The following is a 17,858-nucleotide window of genomic DNA, read 5'->3' as shown; positions in this document are numbered from 1 at the left end:
CGCATAGGTGTCGGCCAGCTCGATCAGCTTCAGGCTTCCAGCCTACGCCTGGTTCAGGTAATCCAGCACCACCTGGTGGTGATCCTTGGTCTTGAACTTGTCGAACACCCTGGCCACCTTGCCCGCCTCGTCGATGAGGAAGCTGATGCGGTGGATGCCGTCGTACTCCTTGCCCATGAACTTCTTCGGCCCCCAGACCCCGAAGGCGTCGGCCACGGCGTGATCCTCGTCGGACAGCAGGGTGAAGTTGAGGCTGTCCTTCTCTTCGAACTTTTTGAGCCGGGCTGCCGGATCCGGGCTGATGCCGAGCACCACCACGCCTTGGGCATCAAGCTCGGCCCGGCTGTCGCGCAGGCCGCAGGCCTGTACCTTGCAGCCCGGGGTCATGGCCTTGGGATAGAAATACACCAGCACCTTGCGGCCGGCAAATTGGCTCAGGCTGACCGGGGTGCCGTTCTGGTCGGGCAGGGTAAAGGCCGGGGCCTGGCTGCCTTCGGGAAGATAAGTCATCTGCGCTTTCCTGTGGGTTATTTGCGTTTAAGGCGAAAGCCGTGGCGTTGGCACTCCAGCTCGCGGCACAACTGATCGAAGGTATCTTCCGCCTCGCCGTCGGCCAGCTGCTCCGGAAGGTTGAGCTGGAAGTGGGCCTGAAACTTTCCCGACTCGTCACCGGACAGGGTCTGGCTCTGCATGGCCTGGATATCCCACCCCCGGTCGCTGAAGAACTGGGTGCAGCGGTTGACGATGCCGGGTCTGTCGGTCAGCACCATTTCCACGTCGGCGCTCAGGGCGTAGCTGGGCTGGCTCAGCACCTGGGTGCGCTTCATCATGGTGATAAGCGCAAGGCTCTGGCCGAACAGGGGCAGCGTGGTTTCGAGCCGGGTGATCTGGTTCCAGCTGCCGGATAACAGCAGGATAAAAGTGAACTCGTTGCCGAAGATGCCGAGCCGGCTGTCGACGATATTGCAGCCGCAGTCGGTAACGTGGCGGGCCACTTCGTTCACGATACCGGGTCTGTTTTCGCCTATGGCGGTCACCACAAGATGATGGGTCATCGGCGGTCCGAAAGGTCAATTGGAAGAGAGCGGCCATGGTAGCACAAATTAAGGGGGGCTCCAGCGCCTCTCTTGTATTCCGACAGTGCCGCCACTACCATAGCGAACTCTTGATACTTAGCGGAATTTGTCATGTTCAGCGGCAGCATAGTGGCATTGATTACGCCGATGACGGCGGATGGTGACATCGATTTCAGCAGCCTGCGCCGGCTGGTCGACCATCATGTGGCCGGTGGAACGGCCGCCATTGCCGCCATGGGCACCACCGGTGAATCGCCGACCCTGACCACCGCCGAGCACCTCGAGGTAGTACGGGCCGTGGTGGAACATGCCGACGGCCGTATTCCGGTGATCGGCGGCTGTGGCTCCAACAATACTCGCCAGGCCATCCGCCTGAGCCGGGCCATGGAGGAGATGGGGGTCACGGCGGGGCTGTCGGTCACGCCATACTACAACAAGCCTTCCCAGGCCGCGCTAACGGCCCATTATACCGCCATCACCGAGGCCAGTGGCCTGCCACAGATCCTCTACAATGTGCCGGGCCGGACCGGTTGCGATCTGTTGCCGGAAACCGTCGGCGTTCTTTCGGAACTTGTGCCTGTTATCGGCATCAAAGAGGCCAGCGGTCGGCTCGAGCGAGTCAGCGAGCTGAAGGCCTGTTGCGGTGACGACTTCCTGCTGTTCAGCGGCGATGACCACCTGGCGCTCGATTTCGTGCGCCTCGGTGGCCATGGCGTGGTGTCGGTCACCGCCAATGTGGCGGCGGCGGAGATGGCGGCCCAGTTCAGGGCGGCCCTGGCCGAAGACTGGCCGGCGGCGGAGTCCATCCAACGGCGATTGTTGCCGCTGCATCAGCGTTTGTTTTGTGATACCAATCCCATACCGGTGAAATGGGCCTGTGCCGAGCTCGGGCTCATCGCATCACCAATGCCGCGCCTGCCCTTGATCCCCCTGGACACTTCGGGGCAGGAGCAGGTGAGGGCGGCGTTAGTTAAAGCGGAGTTAATAGGGCGTGGATAAACCTTTGAATGCAAAAAAGATGGTAATAGGCCTGTTGGCTATCAGTGTGCTGGCGGGGTGCAGCAACCCGGAAACCCGCAGCCAGGCCAATCGTGGCTTCGACTATGAAGGGGAAAGCCTGAGAAGTAACCCGCTGCTGATCCCGGCAGGGCTGGAGGCCCCGGCCTTCAACAACGAATACGTGGTACCTGTCCTGTCCGAGCAAGCCCTGCGCGGGGTGACCGGCCGGGAGCTGGACATCCGTCCACCCACCCAGGTGTTGCCCCTGGTGCGCGGTTCCGAAGCCATGGAAGGAGGCTCCGGGCTCTGGTTCTACCAGCAGCGGCTGGATCAGCCGCTGGAGCAGGAACTGGGCCAGGCGCTGGAGGCGTTTTTCGCCGCCCAGAGGGCGGCGCCCAGCCGCGATGGCCTGGGCTGGCAGAGCAACGGCCGGCCCATCGGCAACGCCGGCCAGCAGTTCCGCTGGCAGCTGGTGCCGGACGCGGTGCGGCGGGCGGTGGCGGTACAGGTGAATCTGCTGGGCGGCGAGAGCCTGGTCCAGGACCGGCAACGGGCCGAGTCCTCCATGCTCAATGCCTTTTCCCTGTCCTACCAGCGCGAGCTGACCCAACAGCAGGAGCTGCTGGACCGCAGCCCCATCGCCCTGGAGCTGGATCAGCCCCAGGGACGGCTGCTGGCTGCCGACGGCTATGACCGCACCTGGAAGCGGCTGGTGACCCTGTTGCCCCAGCTGGGCTTCAAGCTGACCAACCGGCAGCAGGCCCTGGGCTATGTGGACGTGGACTACGACGGCCTGAGCGCCTCCAAGTGGCGTGATCTGGGTCTGCCGGAGCTGGATATTCCCGAGCGGGAATACCGTATCCAACTCGGCGATCTGGGCAACCAGAGCAGCATCACCCTGAGCGACAAGGACCGGATACCGGTGTCGGCCGACGTGCTGGGCGGGTTCGCCACCACCCTGAGCGCGGCCTTCCAGCGTACCGATCTCATCCGTTAAGGCGAACCTATTGCCACTGGGGATTGAAGGGCCGGCAGGCCCTTTTTCATTGTTGTCGTCGGTACTGCGGGAAGTCTTTTCATCCTTCCCTATAATGGGGCCATGAACCAGATAGAGCAGGGCTTTATCCTCAGCCGCCACAGTCGGGATCTTCGGGGGCGCACCGAAATCTGCTACTGGCTCTGCACCGAGCGGGGCCCGGTACGCCTGCTGCTGGCCGGCGAGCGGCCGCTGTTTATGGTGCCGGTGGCGGAACGGGAGCGGGTGATGCGTCTGCTGGCGGCGGCGGGTATCGGCTACCAGTGGGCCGAGCCCGGGCTGCAGAGCTTCGAGCACCGGCCGGTGGCGGTGCTCTATTTCCCGACCCTGGCGGCGCACCGGGCGGCGGCGGCATGCCTTTGCCGGGAAGGGGTGGCGGTCTACGAGGACGACTTCCGCCTGCATGAGCGCTTTCTCATCAGCCGCTTTATCCGCGGCAGCCTGGCCTTTGTCGGCCGGGAGCAGCGGCGGGACGGCTACCGCCAGTTCGACGGGATCCGGCTGAAGGCGGCCGACTGGCAGCCGCGCTTTCGGGTGCTGTCGCTGGACATCGAATGTTCAGGCCAGGGCGAGCTTTACTCCATCGGCCTCTACGGCGAGCAGTTCGCCCGGGTGCTGATGATAGGCGAGCCCGAGCCCGCCGATACCGACATCCGCTGGCTGGCCGACGAGCCGGCCCTGCTGCGGGCGCTGGAGCGGGAACTGCAGTCCCATGATCCGGACATCATCATCGGCTGGAACCTGGTGGGCTTCGACTTTCGCACCCTGCTGGCGCGGGCCGCCCTCCATGGCCTGCGGTTGCGCCTGGGACGGGGCGGGGAAGTCGCGCACCTGCGGGAGCAGAGCCTGACCGGCCAGGCGTTCCTGACCCTGCCCGGGCGGGTGGCCATCGACGGCATAGAGGCGCTCAAGACCGCCTGTTACCAGTTCGACAGCTTCAGCCTGGAATCGGTGGCCCGGCAACTGCTGGGCCGGGGCAAGCAGACCGAGGACGTAGCCAACCGGCTGGCGGCCATCAGCCGGGACTTTCGCCACAACAAACCGAAACTCGCCGCCTACAACCTGGAGGACTGCCGCCTGGTGTGGGACATCTTCGAGCACACCCGGCTGCTCGATTTCCTGCGCCTGCGCAGCCAGCTCACCGGCCTGGAACTGGACCGGGTCGGCGGTTCGGTGGCCGCCTTCACCCAGGTCTACCTGCCCCACCTGCACCGGGCCGGTTTTGTGGCCCCCAACCTGCCGGCGGGTGGGGGCCTGGCCAGCCCCGGCGGTTATGTGATGGACTCCCGCCCGGGGTTGTACCGCCATGTGCTGGTGCTGGACTTCAAGAGCCTCTATCCCGCCATCATCCGCACCTTCAGGATAGATCCCCTCGGCCTGGTGCTGGGACTCGAGGAAGAGGATGCCATTCCCGGTTTTCGCGGCGGGCGTTTTTCCCGCCGCCACCACTTCCTGCCCGCCATCATCGAGCGGCTGTGGCGGGAGCGGGATCAGGCCAAGCGGGAGCGGGACGGGCCCCGTTCCCAGGCCATCAAGATCCTGATGAATTCCTTCTACGGGGTGCTGGGCTCGGGGGGCTGTCGCTTTTTCGACACCCGGCTGGCGTCGTCCATCACCCTGCGCGGCCACGAGATCATGCAACAAAGCGCGCGCTGGATCGAAGGCGAGGGCCACGAGGTGATCTACGGCGACACCGACTCGGTGTTCGTGTTGCTGGAAGGGGATCACGATGAGGCCTCGGCCAGCCGCGAGGGGCGGCGGCTGGCGGCCCTGGTAAGCGGGCACTGGCGGGAAAAACTGGCCGCGGAGCTGCAACTGGAAAGTTTTCTGGAGCTGCAGTTCGAAAGCTATTTCGCCCGTTTCCTGATGCCCACCATCCGTGGCCGGGAGCAGGGCTCGAAAAAGCGCTATGCGGGGCTGCAGCTGAAAAACGGCGTAGGCGGGCTGGTGTTCAAGGGCATGGAAACGGTGCGCTCCGACTGGACGCCCCTGGCCCGGCAGTTCCAGACCGAACTGTACCGGCTGGTGTTCGCGGACCAGGATCCCCGCGACTTCATCCGCCTGACCCTGGCCCAGACTCTGGCCGGTGAGCGGGATGCGGAGCTGGTCTATCGCAAGCGCTTGCGCCGGCCCCTGGCCCAGTACGTGAAATCCCAGCCACCCCAGGTGCGGGCGGCGCGCCTGGCCGACGAGCACAATGCCCGGCGGGGCCTGCCCCTGCGCTACCAGCACAGGGGGGTGATCCGTTACCTGATCACGCTGAACGGGCCCGAGCCCGAGGAATACCGCCAGTCGGCCATCGACTACCAGCATTATGTCGACCGCCAGCTCAAGCCGGTGGCCGACGCCATACTGCCCTTCGCGGGCCTGAGTTTCGATGCCCTGAGCGGGCAGCAGCTGGGGTTGTTTTAACGCGGCAATCCCCAATCCCTATTTTTTATCCTTGTCGTCCGGGTGGTAGCTGCCCGGGGGGGCGCCCCAGTCGTCGTCCTTCTTGCGTTCTTCTTCTTCGTCCCAGGTCTTCAATTTCATTTGATCGCGGTTTTTCTTCACCATCTTCTCCACCTGCTTGGTGTCCTTGAGAGCGCTGACGAAAATGCCGACGATAAACAGCAGGGGCAGGGCGATCCAGAGCCAGATGCTCATGGTTTACTCCTCGGTGGCGGGGCGGATAAAGCGGGCGAAAATCTCGTCCAACAGGTTAAGGATATGCGTTTTGCCGGCAACCGGGCGGGCGCGGATGGCTTCGGCCACCAGGGCCGGGGTCAGGGCGGCGGCGCAGATCCCGGCCAGGGGCCGGTAGCTCAGGTGCCAGGGCTCCATCGCCACGCCGCCGCCGTCCCGGCCGAAGGGCAGGTAGAAGCCGAAGTGGCCCATGTTGGCCGCCAGCCACTGGCTGAGCGGATAAAAATAGCCCCCTTCCTGGTATTCCCAGGGCTCCAGCCGCAGCCTTTGTCCCGGCGGCAGCAGGGTCGGATCGTAGACGTCCAGATCCGTGCCCCAGTGGTGGCGGCTGGTGCCGGGCAGGGCGCTCCAGCGCAAGATGGCCAGGATGCGCTCCGGCTCCGGCAGGGCGAGGGCGTCCAGCGGCCGGCTGTCCGCATCCAGCAGCGGGCGGCTGCCCTCGAACTTGCCGTTCCAGATAGCCAGCTGGCGGTCGAAACCGCGAAAGCTCGAGGCCGGGGTCAGGGCGAAGCCTGCCCCGGCCGCCGCCGCCTGCAGGGCGGCGAAGGCCGCCGCCGCCTGCGGCTGCAGCCGGTGGCCCGGCTCCTTCAGCGCCACCAGGTGGTCCTCGGTCAGGCCGAGCAGGGCCTCGGGGGTCATGCCAGCAGGCGCTCCAGTATGCCTTCGTACATGTCGGTGAGCTGCTCCAGATCGGCGATTTTCACGCACTCGTTGAGCTTGTGGATGGTGGCGTTGACCGGGCCGAGCTCGATCACCTGGGCGCCGGTCTGGGCGATGAAGCGCCCGTCCGAGGTGCCGCCGGTGGTGAGCAGGGCCGGCTCCTGGTGGCGCACCGCCTGCACCGCCGCTACCGTGGCCGCCAGCAGATCGCCCTGGTCGGTGAGGAAGGGCTTGCCGTTGAGCAGCCAGCGGAGCTCGTAGTCCAGGCCGTGGGCGTCGAGCACGCTGTGTACCCTGGCCTGGATCTTGTCCTGGTCCAGCTCGGTGCTGAAGCGGAAGTTGAACTGCACCTGCATTTCACCGGGAATGACGTTGGAGGCACCGGTGCCGGCCTGGATGTTGGCGATCTGGAAGCTGGTGGGCGGGAAGAACTCGTTGCCCCTGTCCCAGGTGGTGTTGGCCAGCTCGGCCAGGGCCGGCGCGGCCTTGTGCACCGGGTTGTCCGCCAGGTGCGGATAGGCCACATGGCCCTGCACACCCTTGACCAGGAGATCGCCGGTAAGGGAGCCGCGGCGGCCGTTCTTGACCACGTCGCCCACCTCGGCGGTGGAGGAGGGCTCGCCCACCAGGCACCAGGTGATCTTCTCGTTGCGGGCTTCCAGGGTGTCCACCACCCGGGTGGTACCGTTGATAAAGGGGCCTTCCTCGTCGCTGGTGATCAGGAAGGCGATGGAGCCCTGGTGATCCGGATGCTTGGCGACGAAGCGCTCGGTGGCCACCACCATGGCGGCGAGCGAGCCCTTCATGTCGGCCGCGCCCCGGCCATGCAGGTAGCCGTCGATCTCGGTGGCCTCGAAGGGGGGGGTGTGCCATTTGTCGAGCGGACCCGGCGGCACCACGTCGGTATGGCCGGCAAAGCAGAACAGCGGGCCTTCGGTGCCCTTGCGGGCCCAGAGGTTGGTGGTGTCTTCGAACACCATGGTTTCCAGTGTGAAGCCCAGGGCGGCAAGGCGCGCGCCCATCAGCTCCTGGCAGCCTTCGTCTTCGGGGGTGACCGAGGGGCGGTTGATCAGATCCTTGGTCAGGGCCAGCACGGCAGAGTCAGTCATCGTTGTCCTTTATTAGGTGTTGAATAAGCGCGAGTAAAGCTCGGCATTAAAGCCCAGGTGCAACTGGCCATCGAGCTCCAGCAAGGGGCGTTTGATCATGGCCGGATGGGCCAACAGCAGGGCGGCGGCGGTGTCCGGGCCCAGGGCGGCCTTGTCGGCCTCCGGCAGGGCGCGGTAAGTGGTGCCGCGTTTATTGACCAGTTGCTCCCAGCCCAGGCGCTCGAGCCAGTGAGCGAGCTCGGCCGGGCTCAGGCCGTCGGCCCTGTGGTCCACGAAGCGATAATCGATGCCCTGCTGTTCCAGCCACTGGCGGGCCTTCTTGACGGTGTCGCAGTTCTTGATGCCGTAGAGTTTGATGGTCATGAAGATGTCCTGTGATTGCTTGGCCGGGATTTTGGCACTTAAGCCCCGGGCCTGCAACCGGCGCTCGGGAAACCGCGAAACCCTGTCAGGCCAATGATTTCCCTACAGTGCCAAAATACGCTGGCGCATCCTGCGGGCTTTGGGTAGTGTTAGCGTTTTTGCATTTTCTGTCGCAGCCGCACCGGTGCCGGATCCGGCACCGTCCGAGGCGCCTTATTCATTCAGTTCGCCGTATCAACTATAAAGAAAAAGGGGAATGGGTTGGAACTCAAGGAATACTGGAGTGATAGCTACCACTCCCGGGATTTTAAGCTCACCCGCATCGGTTTTGTCGCCATTCGTTTTCGCTGGCTGGTTGCCCTGCTCATCATCGGCATCGCCGGCTGGATAGCCGTCGACTGGTGGGTGCTGGATCCGGAGCACTTCAGGCTGTTGTGGAAAGTCCGGTTGATTACCGGTGTCATGCTCACGCCTTTATTGCCCTTAAGCTACCTGTGCAAGCTCAACCGTCGCTGGATGATACTGTCCATCTATTCCCTGCTGGGCATCTTGCTGGCCTTCAACCTGGTGAGTCTGTGGAGTTTCCGCGATGGGGTGGCTATCCCCGTGGGTTATATCGCCTTTCCCTATTTCCTGCTGGCGTTGCTGGGGGTGTTGCCGCTGCCGATCAAGTCCGGCCTGCGGGTGGCGGCGGTCATCACCCTGGCGGTACTGGCCACCGACTACTGGCTCGACTCCCGCAGCCTGACCAATGGCGACCTGGTGGACAGAATATGGCTGCTGCTGGCCTTCAGCCTGGCGATGATCTGGGTACAGGCGGGGCAACTGCGCATGTTGCTGGACCTGTACCGGGAGTCGACCCGGGATCCCCTGACCCGGCTGATGAACCGGCGGCTGTTCGTGCGCCAGCTGGAGCAGGTGCGCCACCACAGCAGCCCCGACCGGCCCTATACCCTGATCCTGCTGGATCTGGATCGCTTCAAGCGCATCAACGACGATCAGGGCCACCTGATGGGGGACGAGGTATTGGTGAGCGTGGCCAACACCATCATGGACATCTTCGGTCCCGAGGCCATAGTGGCGCGCTACGGCGGCGAGGAGTTTATCGTGCTGCTGCCCGATACCCCGCTCGAGCAGGGCGCGCGCCAGGCCGAGACGCTGCGGCTGGCGGTGGAATCCCAGCCGGTGGAAAATCCGCTGGAAGACAGTGAAGTCTCGGTCACCGTCAGTGCCGGTGTGGTGGAAGGCAACCAGGACAGCATCATCCAGGAGCTGCTGCGCCAGGCCGATGAAGCCTTGTATGGCGCCAAAAGCCGGGGTCGCAACTGTGTGATGGCGCAGAGATAGTCTCAACCTGTGTTGATGGTGGTTTGCAAGGGGGGCTTGGCTTATACTGCGCCCCTAGCCCCCATAACCCCAATAAGACCCACCCAGGGATTAAAACAAAGCGAGATGTCTTATGCCCCAAGAGCATCAAGAAAAACGAGCCTTATATGTACCCTACGCAGGCCCGGCCCTGCTGGAAACCCCGCTGCTGAACAAAGGCAGCGCCTTTAACAAGGAAGAGCGGATTTCCTTCAACCTGGACGGCCTGCTGCCCCACAATATCGAAAGCATCGAAGAGCAGGCTTCCCGGGCCTACAAGCAATACACTTCCTTCCAGAACGACCTCGACAAACACATCTACCTGCGCAATATCCAGGATACCAACGAGACGCTGTTTTATCGGCTGGTGCACGACCACCTGAGCAAGATGATGCCGATCATCTACACCCCGACGGTAGGCCAGGCCTGTGAGGAGTTCTCCAATATCTATCGCCGGGCCCGGGGGCTGTTTATCTCCTATCCGGATCGGGATCGTATCGACGACATCCTGCAGAATGCCACCAAGCGCAACGTCAAGGTCATAGTGGTGACCGACGGTGAACGCATCCTGGGCCTGGGCGACCAGGGCATCGGCGGCATGGGCATTCCCATCGGCAAGCTGTCCCTGTATACCGCCTGTGGCGGCATCTCGCCGGCTTACACCCTGCCGGTGGTGCTGGATGCGGGCACCAACAATCCCCAGTTGCTGAAAGACCCCATGTACATGGGCTGGCGCAACCCGCGGGTCACCGGCGAGGAATACGAGCAGTTCGTGGATGCCTTCATCAAGGCGGTGAAGCGCCGCTGGCCCAATGTGCTGCTGCAGTTCGAGGATTTCGCCCAGAAGAACGCCATGCCCCTGCTCAACCGTTACAAGGACGAGCTGTGCTGCTTTAACGACGATATCCAGGGCACCGCCGCCGTGACCCTGGGGTCGCTTATCGCCGCCTGCCAGGCCAGCGGCAGCAAGCTGTCCGAGAAGAAGGTGGCCTTCCTCGGCTCCGGCTCCGCCGGCTGCGGCATCGCCGAGCAGATAGTGGCGCAGATGAAGGCCGAGGGCCTGAGCGACGCCAAGGCGCGGGAGCGGGTGTTCATGGTGGACCGCTTCGGACTCATTACCGATAACATGCCCAACCTGGTGGACTTCCAGCGTCCCCTGGCCCAGTCCCTCGAGCACATCCAGGACTGGCAGGTGGCGGGTGAGAACATCTCCCTGCTGGAAGTGATGCAGAACGCCAAACCCGATATCCTGATCGGGGTATCCGGTCAGCCGGGGCTGTTCACCGAGGAGGTGATCAGGACCATGCATGCCCACTGCGAGCGGCCCATCGTGTTTCCCCTGTCCAACCCCACCTCCCGGGTGGAGGCGACGCCGGAAGACATCATCAACTGGACCGACGGCCAGGCCCTGGTGGCCACCGGCAGCCCCTTCGCGCCGGTGGAGTACAAGGGCAAGCTGTATGAAATCGCCCAGTGCAACAACTCCTATATCTTCCCCGGCATCGGCCTGGGCGTGCTGGCTTGCGGCGCCAAGCGGGTCACCGATGCCATGCTGATGTCCTCCAGCCGGGCCCTGGCCGCCTGTTCCCCCCTGGCCCAGAACGGCGAAGGGGCCCTGTTGCCGCCGCTGGAAGAGATCCAGCAGGTCAGCAAGCAAATCGCCAGGATGGTGGCCAAGACCGCCCAGTTGCAGGGCCAGGCCTTGCAGATCTCCGATGCGGCCCTGGATGCGGCGATAGAGGCCAACTTCTGGCAGCCGGTCTACCGCAAATACCGCCGGGTTTCCTTCTAAGGTAGCGCGGGTGTGGTGACACAAGGCATGCTTCGGCATGCCTTGTTTTTTTATGACTTTCAATTGCTGCTAAATCGTTTAACTCGCCCTGTTTCTTCCTTTTTTGTAATTTAATTACGTATCTGAGTGAAATACTGATCCGGATCAATACCCACTAAAGGGTATCTCCTACACTGGTATCAAATCTTTGGTTAAGCCCTCGAGGCTCAGGTTTTAGCCAAGGTTTTTTATTTTCGAGTGAGGAGTATCCCTATGGCCGTTTCAACCCTGCAAGAGCTGGACACCCTGGTGGCCCGCGTCAAGGCAGCCCAGCACCTCTATGCCGGCTTCAGCCAGGAGCAGGTGGACAAGATCTTCCGCGCCGCGGCCCTGGCCGCCAACAACGCCCGTATCCCGCTGGCCCAGCAGGCGGTGGCCGAGACCGGCATGGGCCTGGTGGAAGACAAGGTGATCAAGAACCATTTCGCCTCCGAGTACATCTACAACAAGTACAAGGACGAGCGCACCTGCGGCGTGCTGGAGGAAGACAGCGATTTCGGCACCATCACCATCGCCGAGCCGGTGGGCCTGATCTGCGGCATAGTGCCCACCACCAACCCGACTTCCACCGCCATCTTCAAGGCGCTGATCGCGCTCAAGACCCGCAACGGCATCATCTTTTCGCCCCACCCGCGGGCCAAGGGTGCCACCTGCGAAGCCGCCCGCCTGGTACTGCAGGCCGCGGTCGAGGCGGGGGCACCGCGCGACATCATCGGCTGGATCGACACCCCTTCCGTGGCCCTCTCCAACCACCTGATGCAGCACCCGGACATCAACCTGATCCTGGCCACCGGCGGGCCCGGCATGGTGAAGGCCGCCTATTCCTCCGGCAAACCGGCCATCGGCGTGGGCGCGGGCAATACCCCTGTGGTGATCGACGAGTCCGCCGACATCAAGCGGGCGGTGGCGTCCATCGTGATGTCCAAGACTTTCGACAACGGCGTAGTCTGTGCCTCCGAGCAGGCGGTGATCGTGCTGGACGAGGTCTATGACAAGGTCAAGGCCCGCTTCCAGAGCCACGGTGGCTATGTGCTGCCGAGTGGCGATGCCGATAAGGTGCGGGCGGTGATCCTCAAGAACGGTGCCCTCAATGCCGATATTGTCGGCCAGCCGGCCCAGGCCATCGCGGCCATGGCGGAGGTCGAGGTGCCGGCCGATACCCGCATCCTGATCGGTGAAGGACTGGCCATCGGCCACGATGAGCCCTTCGCCCACGAGAAGCTGTCACCGACCCTCGGCATGTTCTGCGCCCGCGATTTCGCCCAGGCCCTGGACATGGCGGAGCAGATGGTGATCCTGGGAGGTATAGGCCATACCTCCACCCTCTATACCGATCAGGATCTCAACGCCGAGCGTATCCGCCAGTTCGGTGACCGCATGAAGACCGCTCGCATCCTGGTCAATACCCCGGCTTCCCACGGCGGCATCGGCGACCTGTACAACTTCAAGCTGGCCCCGTCCCTGACCCTGGGCTGCGGCTCCTGGGGCGGCAACTCCATCTCCGAAAACGTGGGACCCAAACACCTGATCAACCGTAAAGTCGTGGCCAAGAGGGCGGAAAACATGCTGTGGCACAAGCTTCCCAAGTCCATCTATTTCCGTCGTGGCTGCCTGGCCGAGGCGTTGACCGATCTGAGCGGCAAGCGCCGGGCCATGGTGGTGACCGACGCCTTCCTGTTCAACGGCGGTTACGCCGACAAGGTCAGCCGCCAACTCAAAGCCCAGGGCATGGAAGTGGAAGTCTTTCATGAAGTGGAAGCGGATCCGACCCTGACCACGGTACGCAAGGGGGCCGAACGCATGCTGCACTTCCAGCCCGACGTCATCGTCGCCCTGGGGGGCGGTTCCCCCATGGACGCGGCCAAGATCATGTGGGTGATGTACGAGCATCCCAACACCCACTTCGAAGAGCTGTCCATGCGCTTTATGGATATCCGCAAGCGCATCTACCGTTTCCCGAAAATGGGTGCCAAGGCCGCCATGGTGTGCATCCCCACCACCTCGGGCACCGGCTCGGAAGTGACCCCCTTCGCGGTGGTCACCGACGACCAGACCGGCATTAAGTACCCGTTGGCGGACTACGAGCTGACTCCGGACATGGCCATCATCGATGCGGATCTGGTGATGAACCTGCCCAAGTCCCTGACCGCCTTCGGCGGCCTGGATGCGGTCACCCACGCCCTGGAGGCCTATGTGTCGGTGCTGGCCAACGAGTATGCCGATGGCCAGGCGCTGCAGGCCCTGACCCTGCTGAAGAACTACCTGCCGGCGGCCTATCACAAGGGAGCCCAGGACCCGCAAGCGCGGGAAAAGGTGCACAACGGTGCCACCCTGGCCGGCGTGGCCTTCGCCCAGTCTTTCCTCGGGGTCTGCCACTCCATGGCCCACAAGATCGGCGCCGAGTTCCACCTGCCCCATGGCTTGGCCAACGCCCTGCTGATCAGCAACGTCATTCGCTACAACGCCAATGACAACCCGACCAAGCAGACCGCCTTTAGCCAGTACGACCGGCCCCAGGCCAAGTGCCGCTACGGCGAGGTGGCGGTGCACCTGGGCCTGGCATCGCCTGCCGACAGCGGCAGTGCCAAGGTGGAGAAACTGGTGGCCTGGCTGGACGGCCTGAAGGCCGAGCTGGGCGTGCCGGCCTCCATCCGCGACGCCGGGGTCAACGAGGCCGACTTCCTCGCCAAACTCGACGAGCTGGCCATCACCGCCTTCGACGATCAGTGCACCGGCGCCAACCCGCGCTACCCGCTGATCACCGAACTCAAGCAACTGTTGCACGACAGCTTCTACGGCCTGGCCTACCAGGAAGGAGTGGAGCGGGAGCCGCAAGTCAGCAAGAGCAATGTGAAAAAACTGAAGACCAAGGCGAGCTGACCCAGCCTCGCTAAAAAAACGCCGGCCCAGCCGGCGTTTTTTGTTTGCTTAACAACGATGGTGTACCGGATAGGGATAGATCAAAAACATAGATCAACAGATAGGTGAGGGCTATGCCCGGGAATGGCCGTGGCTCGCCTGAAATTTTTATTGAAAAGCGCGATATCATCCCCATATTGCTTAACCTGAGCCCCAGTGGCGCTCGACGCTGCATTGTTGCCCCGCTATAATGCCGCGTCTAATTTGCCGCGAAGACGACTCGTCTTCACCAGGATTCAAGGAAGCAGCCCGGGCTGTTTCAAACCAATCACAGGGTCAGCACCAGGGTGCTGAAGAAAATTGAGGTAGAAGAATGCAAGTTTCTGTAGAGACGACCCAAGGCCTGGAGCGCCGTCTGACCATCACGGTACCGGCTGACAAGGTAGAAGGCGAAGTGAACAGCCGCCTGCGTCAACTGGCCAAAACCCGCCGTATCGACGGTTTCCGTCCTGGCAAGGCCCCGCTGTCCATCGTCAAGAAAATGTTCGGTCCTTCCGTGGAAGCCGATGTGGCCGGCGAATTGATGCAGCGCAACTTCTTCGAAGCGGTGATCAGCGAAAAGCTGAACCCGGCCGGCATGCCGACCATGGAGCCTTCCGCCCTGAAAGCCGGTGAAGACTTCACCTTCACCGCCATTTTCGAAGTGTATCCGGAAGTGGAAGTGAAAGGCCTGGACGCGGTGACCGTTGAAAAGCCTCAAGCCGAGGTGAGCGACGCCGATCTGGACAAGATGATCGACACCCTGCGCAAACAGCACGCCGACTGGGTAGCCGTTGAGCGTGACGCCGCCGACGGCGACCGCGTGACCATGAACTTCGTGGGCTCCGTGGATGGTGAAGAGTTCGAAGGCGGCGCCGCCGAAGATTTCGTACTGGTACTGGGCTCCGGCCGCATGATCCCCGGCTTCGAAGACGGCCTGCTGGGCAAGAAGGTCGGTGACGACTTCACCCTGGAAGTGACCTTCCCCGAGGAATACCACGCCGAGCACCTGAAGGGCAAGCCGGCCCAGTTCGCCATCGCCGTGACCAAGGTGGAAGCGCAGCAACTGCCCGAGCTGACCGAAGAATTCGTACAGCGTTTCGGCATTGCTGACGGCTCCGTCGACGGCCTGAAAGCCGAAGTACGCAAGAACATGGAGCGCGAGCTGACCCAGGCCCTGAAGGCCTCCGTCAAGGAGCAGGTGATCGACGGTCTGCTGGAGCAGAATCCGGTGGACGTGCCCAAGTCCCTGATCGACAGCGAAATCGACACCCTGCGCAAGCAGGCGCTGCAGCGTTTCGGCGGTCTGGATCCCAAGAACGCCCCGCAACTGCCGGCCGAGCTGTTCAAGGAACAGGCCGAGCGTCGTGTGCGCGTGGGCCTGCTGCTGGGTGAAGTGATCAAGACCAACGAGATCAAGGCCGACGACGCCAAGGTCCAGGAGATCATCGCTTCCATGGCCTCCGCCTACGAGGATCCGGCCGAAGTGATCGCCTACTACAACGAAAACCAGCAACTGCTGGAAAACGTGCGTAACCTGGCCATCGAAGATCAGGCTATCGAGTTCGTGCTGGCCCAGGCCAAGGTGACCGACAAAGAGGTCAGCTTCGACGAGCTGATGAACAAGCCGGGCGTTGGCGCTTAAGAACATTTGACTTAAGCATTAAGCTCTTGCGTATAATGGCCCCAGTGTGAGTGCACTTGGGCCATTTTGTTTTGGGGACAATATCTTATGTCAAACAACCATAATCCGATGATGGACGGGCCCCTGGCTGCCCTGATCCCCATGGTGGTGGAGCAGACCGCCAAGGGGGAACGTTCCTACGATATCTATTCCCGCTTGCTGAAAGAGCGGGTGATCTTCCTGACCGGCCAGGTCGAAGATCACATGGCCAACCTGATCTGTGCCCAGTTGCTGTTTCTGGAGTCGGAAAACCCGGAGAAGGACATCTACCTCTATATCAACTCGCCGGGTGGTTCGGTGACTGCGGGTATGTCCATCTATGATACCATGCAGTTCATCAAGCCGGACATCAGCACGGTGTGCATGGGCCAGGCCTGCTCCATGGGGGCCTTCCTGCTGGCCGGCGGTGCCGCGGGCAAGCGCTTTGCCCTGCCCAACAGCCGGGTGATGATCCACCAGCCGCTGGGCGGTTTCCAGGGCCAGGCGTCGGACATCCAGATCCACGCCAAGGAAATTCTCTATATCAAAGAAAAGCTCAATCGGTTGCTGGCCGAACACACCGGCCAGGAGCTGGCGGTGATCGAGCGCGATACCGACCGCGACAACTTTATGTCGGCGGCCCAGGCCCAAGAATACGGCCTGGTCGACCAGGTGTTGTTCAAGCGGGATTGAGCAAAGCGGGGAGGGGTGCTGTACACTCTTGTTAAGAGTAAGTAGGCGCTCCTCAGCCTGTATGCATACGAGGTGACTGAATGACAGACAAACGCAGGGGCGAAGGGGATGGCGGCAAACTGCTGTACTGTTCTTTTTGCGGTAAAAGCCAGCATGAAGTACGCAAGCTCATCGCCGGCCCTTCCGTCTATATATGTGACGAGTGTGTCGAGCTGTGCGAAGACATCATCCGGGAAGAAATCAAGGATATTTCGCCCAAGCGGGAAGGCAGTGCCCTGCCCACGCCCCACGAGATCCGCTCCCATCTGGATGACTATGTCATCGGTCAGGACCATGCCAAGAAAGTGTTGGCGGTGGCGGTATACAACCATTACAAGCGGCTGCGCAACGCCGGTTCCACCGACGGGGTCGAACTCGGCAAGTCCAATATCCTGCTGATTGGCCCCACCGGCTCGGGCAAGACCCTGCTGGCCGAAACCCTGGCCCGGCTGCTGGACGTGCCCTTCACCATGGCCGACGCCACCACCCTGACCGAAGCCGGTTATGTGGGCGAGGACGTGGAAAACATCATCCAGAAGCTGCTACAGAAGTGCGACTACGACGTGGAGAAGGCTCAGCGCGGTATCGTCTATATCGACGAGATCGACAAGATTTCCCGCAAGTCCGATAACCCCTCCATCACCCGGGACGTGTCCGGCGAAGGGGTGCAGCAGGCACTGCTGAAGCTTATCGAGGGCACCGTGGCCTCGGTACCGCCCCAGGGCGGGCGCAAGCATCCCCAGCAGGAATTCCTGCAGGTGGACACTTCCAAGATACTGTTTATCTGCGGCGGCGCCTTCGCCGGCCTGGACAAGGTGATTGAGCAGCGCATGGACAAGGGCACCGGCATCGGTTTCGGCGCCGAGGTCAAGACCAAGAACGACAAGGCCTCCCTGAGTGAAATCTTCACCCGGGTGGAGCCGGAAGATCTGGTCAAATACGGCCTTATCCCCGAGTTTATCGGTCGTCTGCCGGTGGTTGCCACCCTCACCGAGCTGGACGAAGACGCCCTGGTGCAGATCCTGTCCGAGCCCAAGAACGCGCTCACCAAGCAGTATGGCGCCCTGTTTTCGCTTGAGGACGTGGAGCTGGAGTTCCGTGACGACGCCCTGCGCGCCATCGCCCGCAAGGCCATGGAGCGCAAGACCGGTGCCCGTGGCCTGCGTTCCATCGTGGAAGGGGTATTGCTCGACACCATGTATGACCTGCCGTCCATGGATGACGTGGCCAAGGTGGTGATCGACGAAACCGTGATCAAGGGGGAGTCCGCACCTATCCTTATCTATCAGAAAGGCGAGGCCCAGGCCGCCTCCGGCGACTGATTGGGGTATTTTTGAGCGGTTAAAAGGGGCCTTAGGCCCCTTTTTCTGTTTTTCCGCCTGCGGCGATTGAATCTTGCGATCCCGCCCCCATATACTGCCCAAGCGCTAATAAATTGCAT

The 17,858-nt window shown here is 62.5% G+C and carries 15 protein-coding genes; 9 read left to right on the top strand and 6 right to left on the bottom strand.

All coding sequences use genetic code 11. The features are described from left to right. Positions 1–42 precede the first annotated feature (42 nt). Together bcp and JKV55_RS14525 are read right to left on the bottom strand one after the other, a co-directional pair. On the bottom strand, positions 43–510 hold the full coding sequence (gene bcp, locus JKV55_RS14530) for a thioredoxin-dependent thiol peroxidase (protein WP_202087195.1): 468 nt from the start codon (positions 508–510) through the stop codon (positions 43–45). 17 nt (positions 511–527) lie between these two features. Then, positions 528–1,055, bottom strand: a complete 528-nt coding sequence (locus JKV55_RS14525; protein WP_202087193.1) for a glycine cleavage system transcriptional repressor — start codon at positions 1,053–1,055, stop codon at positions 528–530. Positions 1,056–1,187: 132 nt separating this feature from the next. On the opposite strand from JKV55_RS14525, the gene dapA reads away from it, so the two are divergent. The 3 genes from dapA (at position 1,188) to JKV55_RS14510 (ending at position 5,523) form a co-directional block, all read left to right on the top strand. Continuing rightward, positions 1,188–2,075: a 4-hydroxy-tetrahydrodipicolinate synthase gene (gene dapA, locus JKV55_RS14520; RefSeq protein WP_202087186.1), complete on the top strand. Its 888-nt coding sequence runs from the start codon at positions 1,188–1,190 to the stop codon at positions 2,073–2,075. Positions 2,076–2,109: 34 nt separating this feature from the next. Continuing rightward, the gene (gene bamC, locus JKV55_RS14515; protein WP_237332893.1) at positions 2,110–3,072 is read left to right on the top strand and encodes an NlpB/DapX family lipoprotein; all 963 of its coding nucleotides are present in this window, start codon (positions 2,110–2,112) and stop codon (positions 3,070–3,072) included. A 102-nt stretch (positions 3,073–3,174) separates the two neighbouring features. Continuing rightward, positions 3,175–5,523, top strand: coding sequence for a DNA polymerase II (locus JKV55_RS14510; protein WP_202087184.1), 2,349 nt, complete (start codon positions 3,175–3,177; stop codon positions 5,521–5,523). An 18-nt stretch (positions 5,524–5,541) separates the two neighbouring features. On the opposite strand, the gene JKV55_RS14505 is transcribed toward JKV55_RS14510, so the two are convergent. From JKV55_RS14505 to JKV55_RS14490, 4 genes are read right to left on the bottom strand one after another with little or no spacing between them, the layout of a single operon-like run. After that, positions 5,542–5,757, bottom strand: coding sequence for a hypothetical protein (locus JKV55_RS14505; protein WP_202087182.1), 216 nt, complete (start codon positions 5,755–5,757; stop codon positions 5,542–5,544). Positions 5,758–5,760: 3 nt separating this feature from the next. Beyond that, entirely contained in the window at positions 5,761–6,435 is a 675-nt protein-coding gene (locus tag JKV55_RS14500; RefSeq protein ID WP_202087180.1) for a M15 family metallopeptidase, read from the bottom strand. After that, on the bottom strand, positions 6,432–7,565 hold the full coding sequence (gene dapE / locus JKV55_RS14495) for a succinyl-diaminopimelate desuccinylase (protein ID WP_202087178.1): 1,134 nt from the start codon (positions 7,563–7,565) through the stop codon (positions 6,432–6,434). The genes JKV55_RS14500 and dapE overlap by 4 nt, the downstream gene beginning before the upstream one ends. 12 nt (positions 7,566–7,577) lie before the next feature. Further along, a complete protein-coding gene (locus tag JKV55_RS14490; protein WP_202087170.1) occupies positions 7,578–7,928 on the bottom strand; it encodes an ArsC family reductase in 351 nt (116 codons plus the stop codon). A gap of 261 nt (positions 7,929–8,189) precedes the next feature. Here JKV55_RS14490 and JKV55_RS14485 point away from each other — a divergent pair, with 261 nt between their 5' ends. The 6 genes from JKV55_RS14485 (at position 8,190) to clpX (ending at position 17,739) form a co-directional block, all read left to right on the top strand. Then, positions 8,190–9,275, top strand: a complete 1,086-nt coding sequence (locus JKV55_RS14485) for a GGDEF domain-containing protein (protein WP_202087168.1) — start codon at positions 8,190–8,192, stop codon at positions 9,273–9,275. Positions 9,276–9,387: 112 nt separating this feature from the next. Beyond that, positions 9,388–11,085 carry an NAD-dependent malic enzyme gene (locus JKV55_RS14480; protein ID WP_202087167.1) on the top strand — a complete coding sequence of 566 codons (1,698 nt, stop codon included), beginning with the start codon at positions 9,388–9,390 and terminating at the stop codon, positions 11,083–11,085. 252 nt (positions 11,086–11,337) lie between these two features. Then, positions 11,338–14,004 carry a bifunctional acetaldehyde-CoA/alcohol dehydrogenase gene (gene adhE / locus JKV55_RS14475; protein ID WP_202087165.1) on the top strand — a complete coding sequence of 889 codons (2,667 nt, stop codon included), beginning with the start codon at positions 11,338–11,340 and terminating at the stop codon, positions 14,002–14,004. Positions 14,005–14,356: 352 nt separating this feature from the next. Further along, positions 14,357–15,667, top strand: a complete 1,311-nt coding sequence (tig, locus tag JKV55_RS14470; protein ID WP_202087163.1) for a trigger factor — start codon at positions 14,357–14,359, stop codon at positions 15,665–15,667. An 87-nt stretch (positions 15,668–15,754) separates the two neighbouring features. Then, on the top strand, positions 15,755–16,378 hold the full coding sequence (gene clpP / locus JKV55_RS14465; protein ID WP_202087162.1) for an ATP-dependent Clp endopeptidase proteolytic subunit ClpP: 624 nt from the start codon (positions 15,755–15,757) through the stop codon (positions 16,376–16,378). Positions 16,379–16,458: 80 nt separating this feature from the next. Continuing rightward, positions 16,459–17,739: an ATP-dependent protease ATP-binding subunit ClpX gene (clpX, locus tag JKV55_RS14460; RefSeq protein ID WP_202087161.1), complete on the top strand. Its 1,281-nt coding sequence runs from the start codon at positions 16,459–16,461 to the stop codon at positions 17,737–17,739. Positions 17,740–17,858 lie beyond the last annotated feature (119 nt).

This window comes from Zobellella iuensis, from assembly GCF_016746085.1.
GTDB classification, from domain to species: domain Bacteria; phylum Pseudomonadota; class Gammaproteobacteria; order Enterobacterales; family Aeromonadaceae; genus Oceanimonas; species Oceanimonas iuensis.
This window is presented reverse-complemented; position numbering and strand designations above follow the sequence as displayed.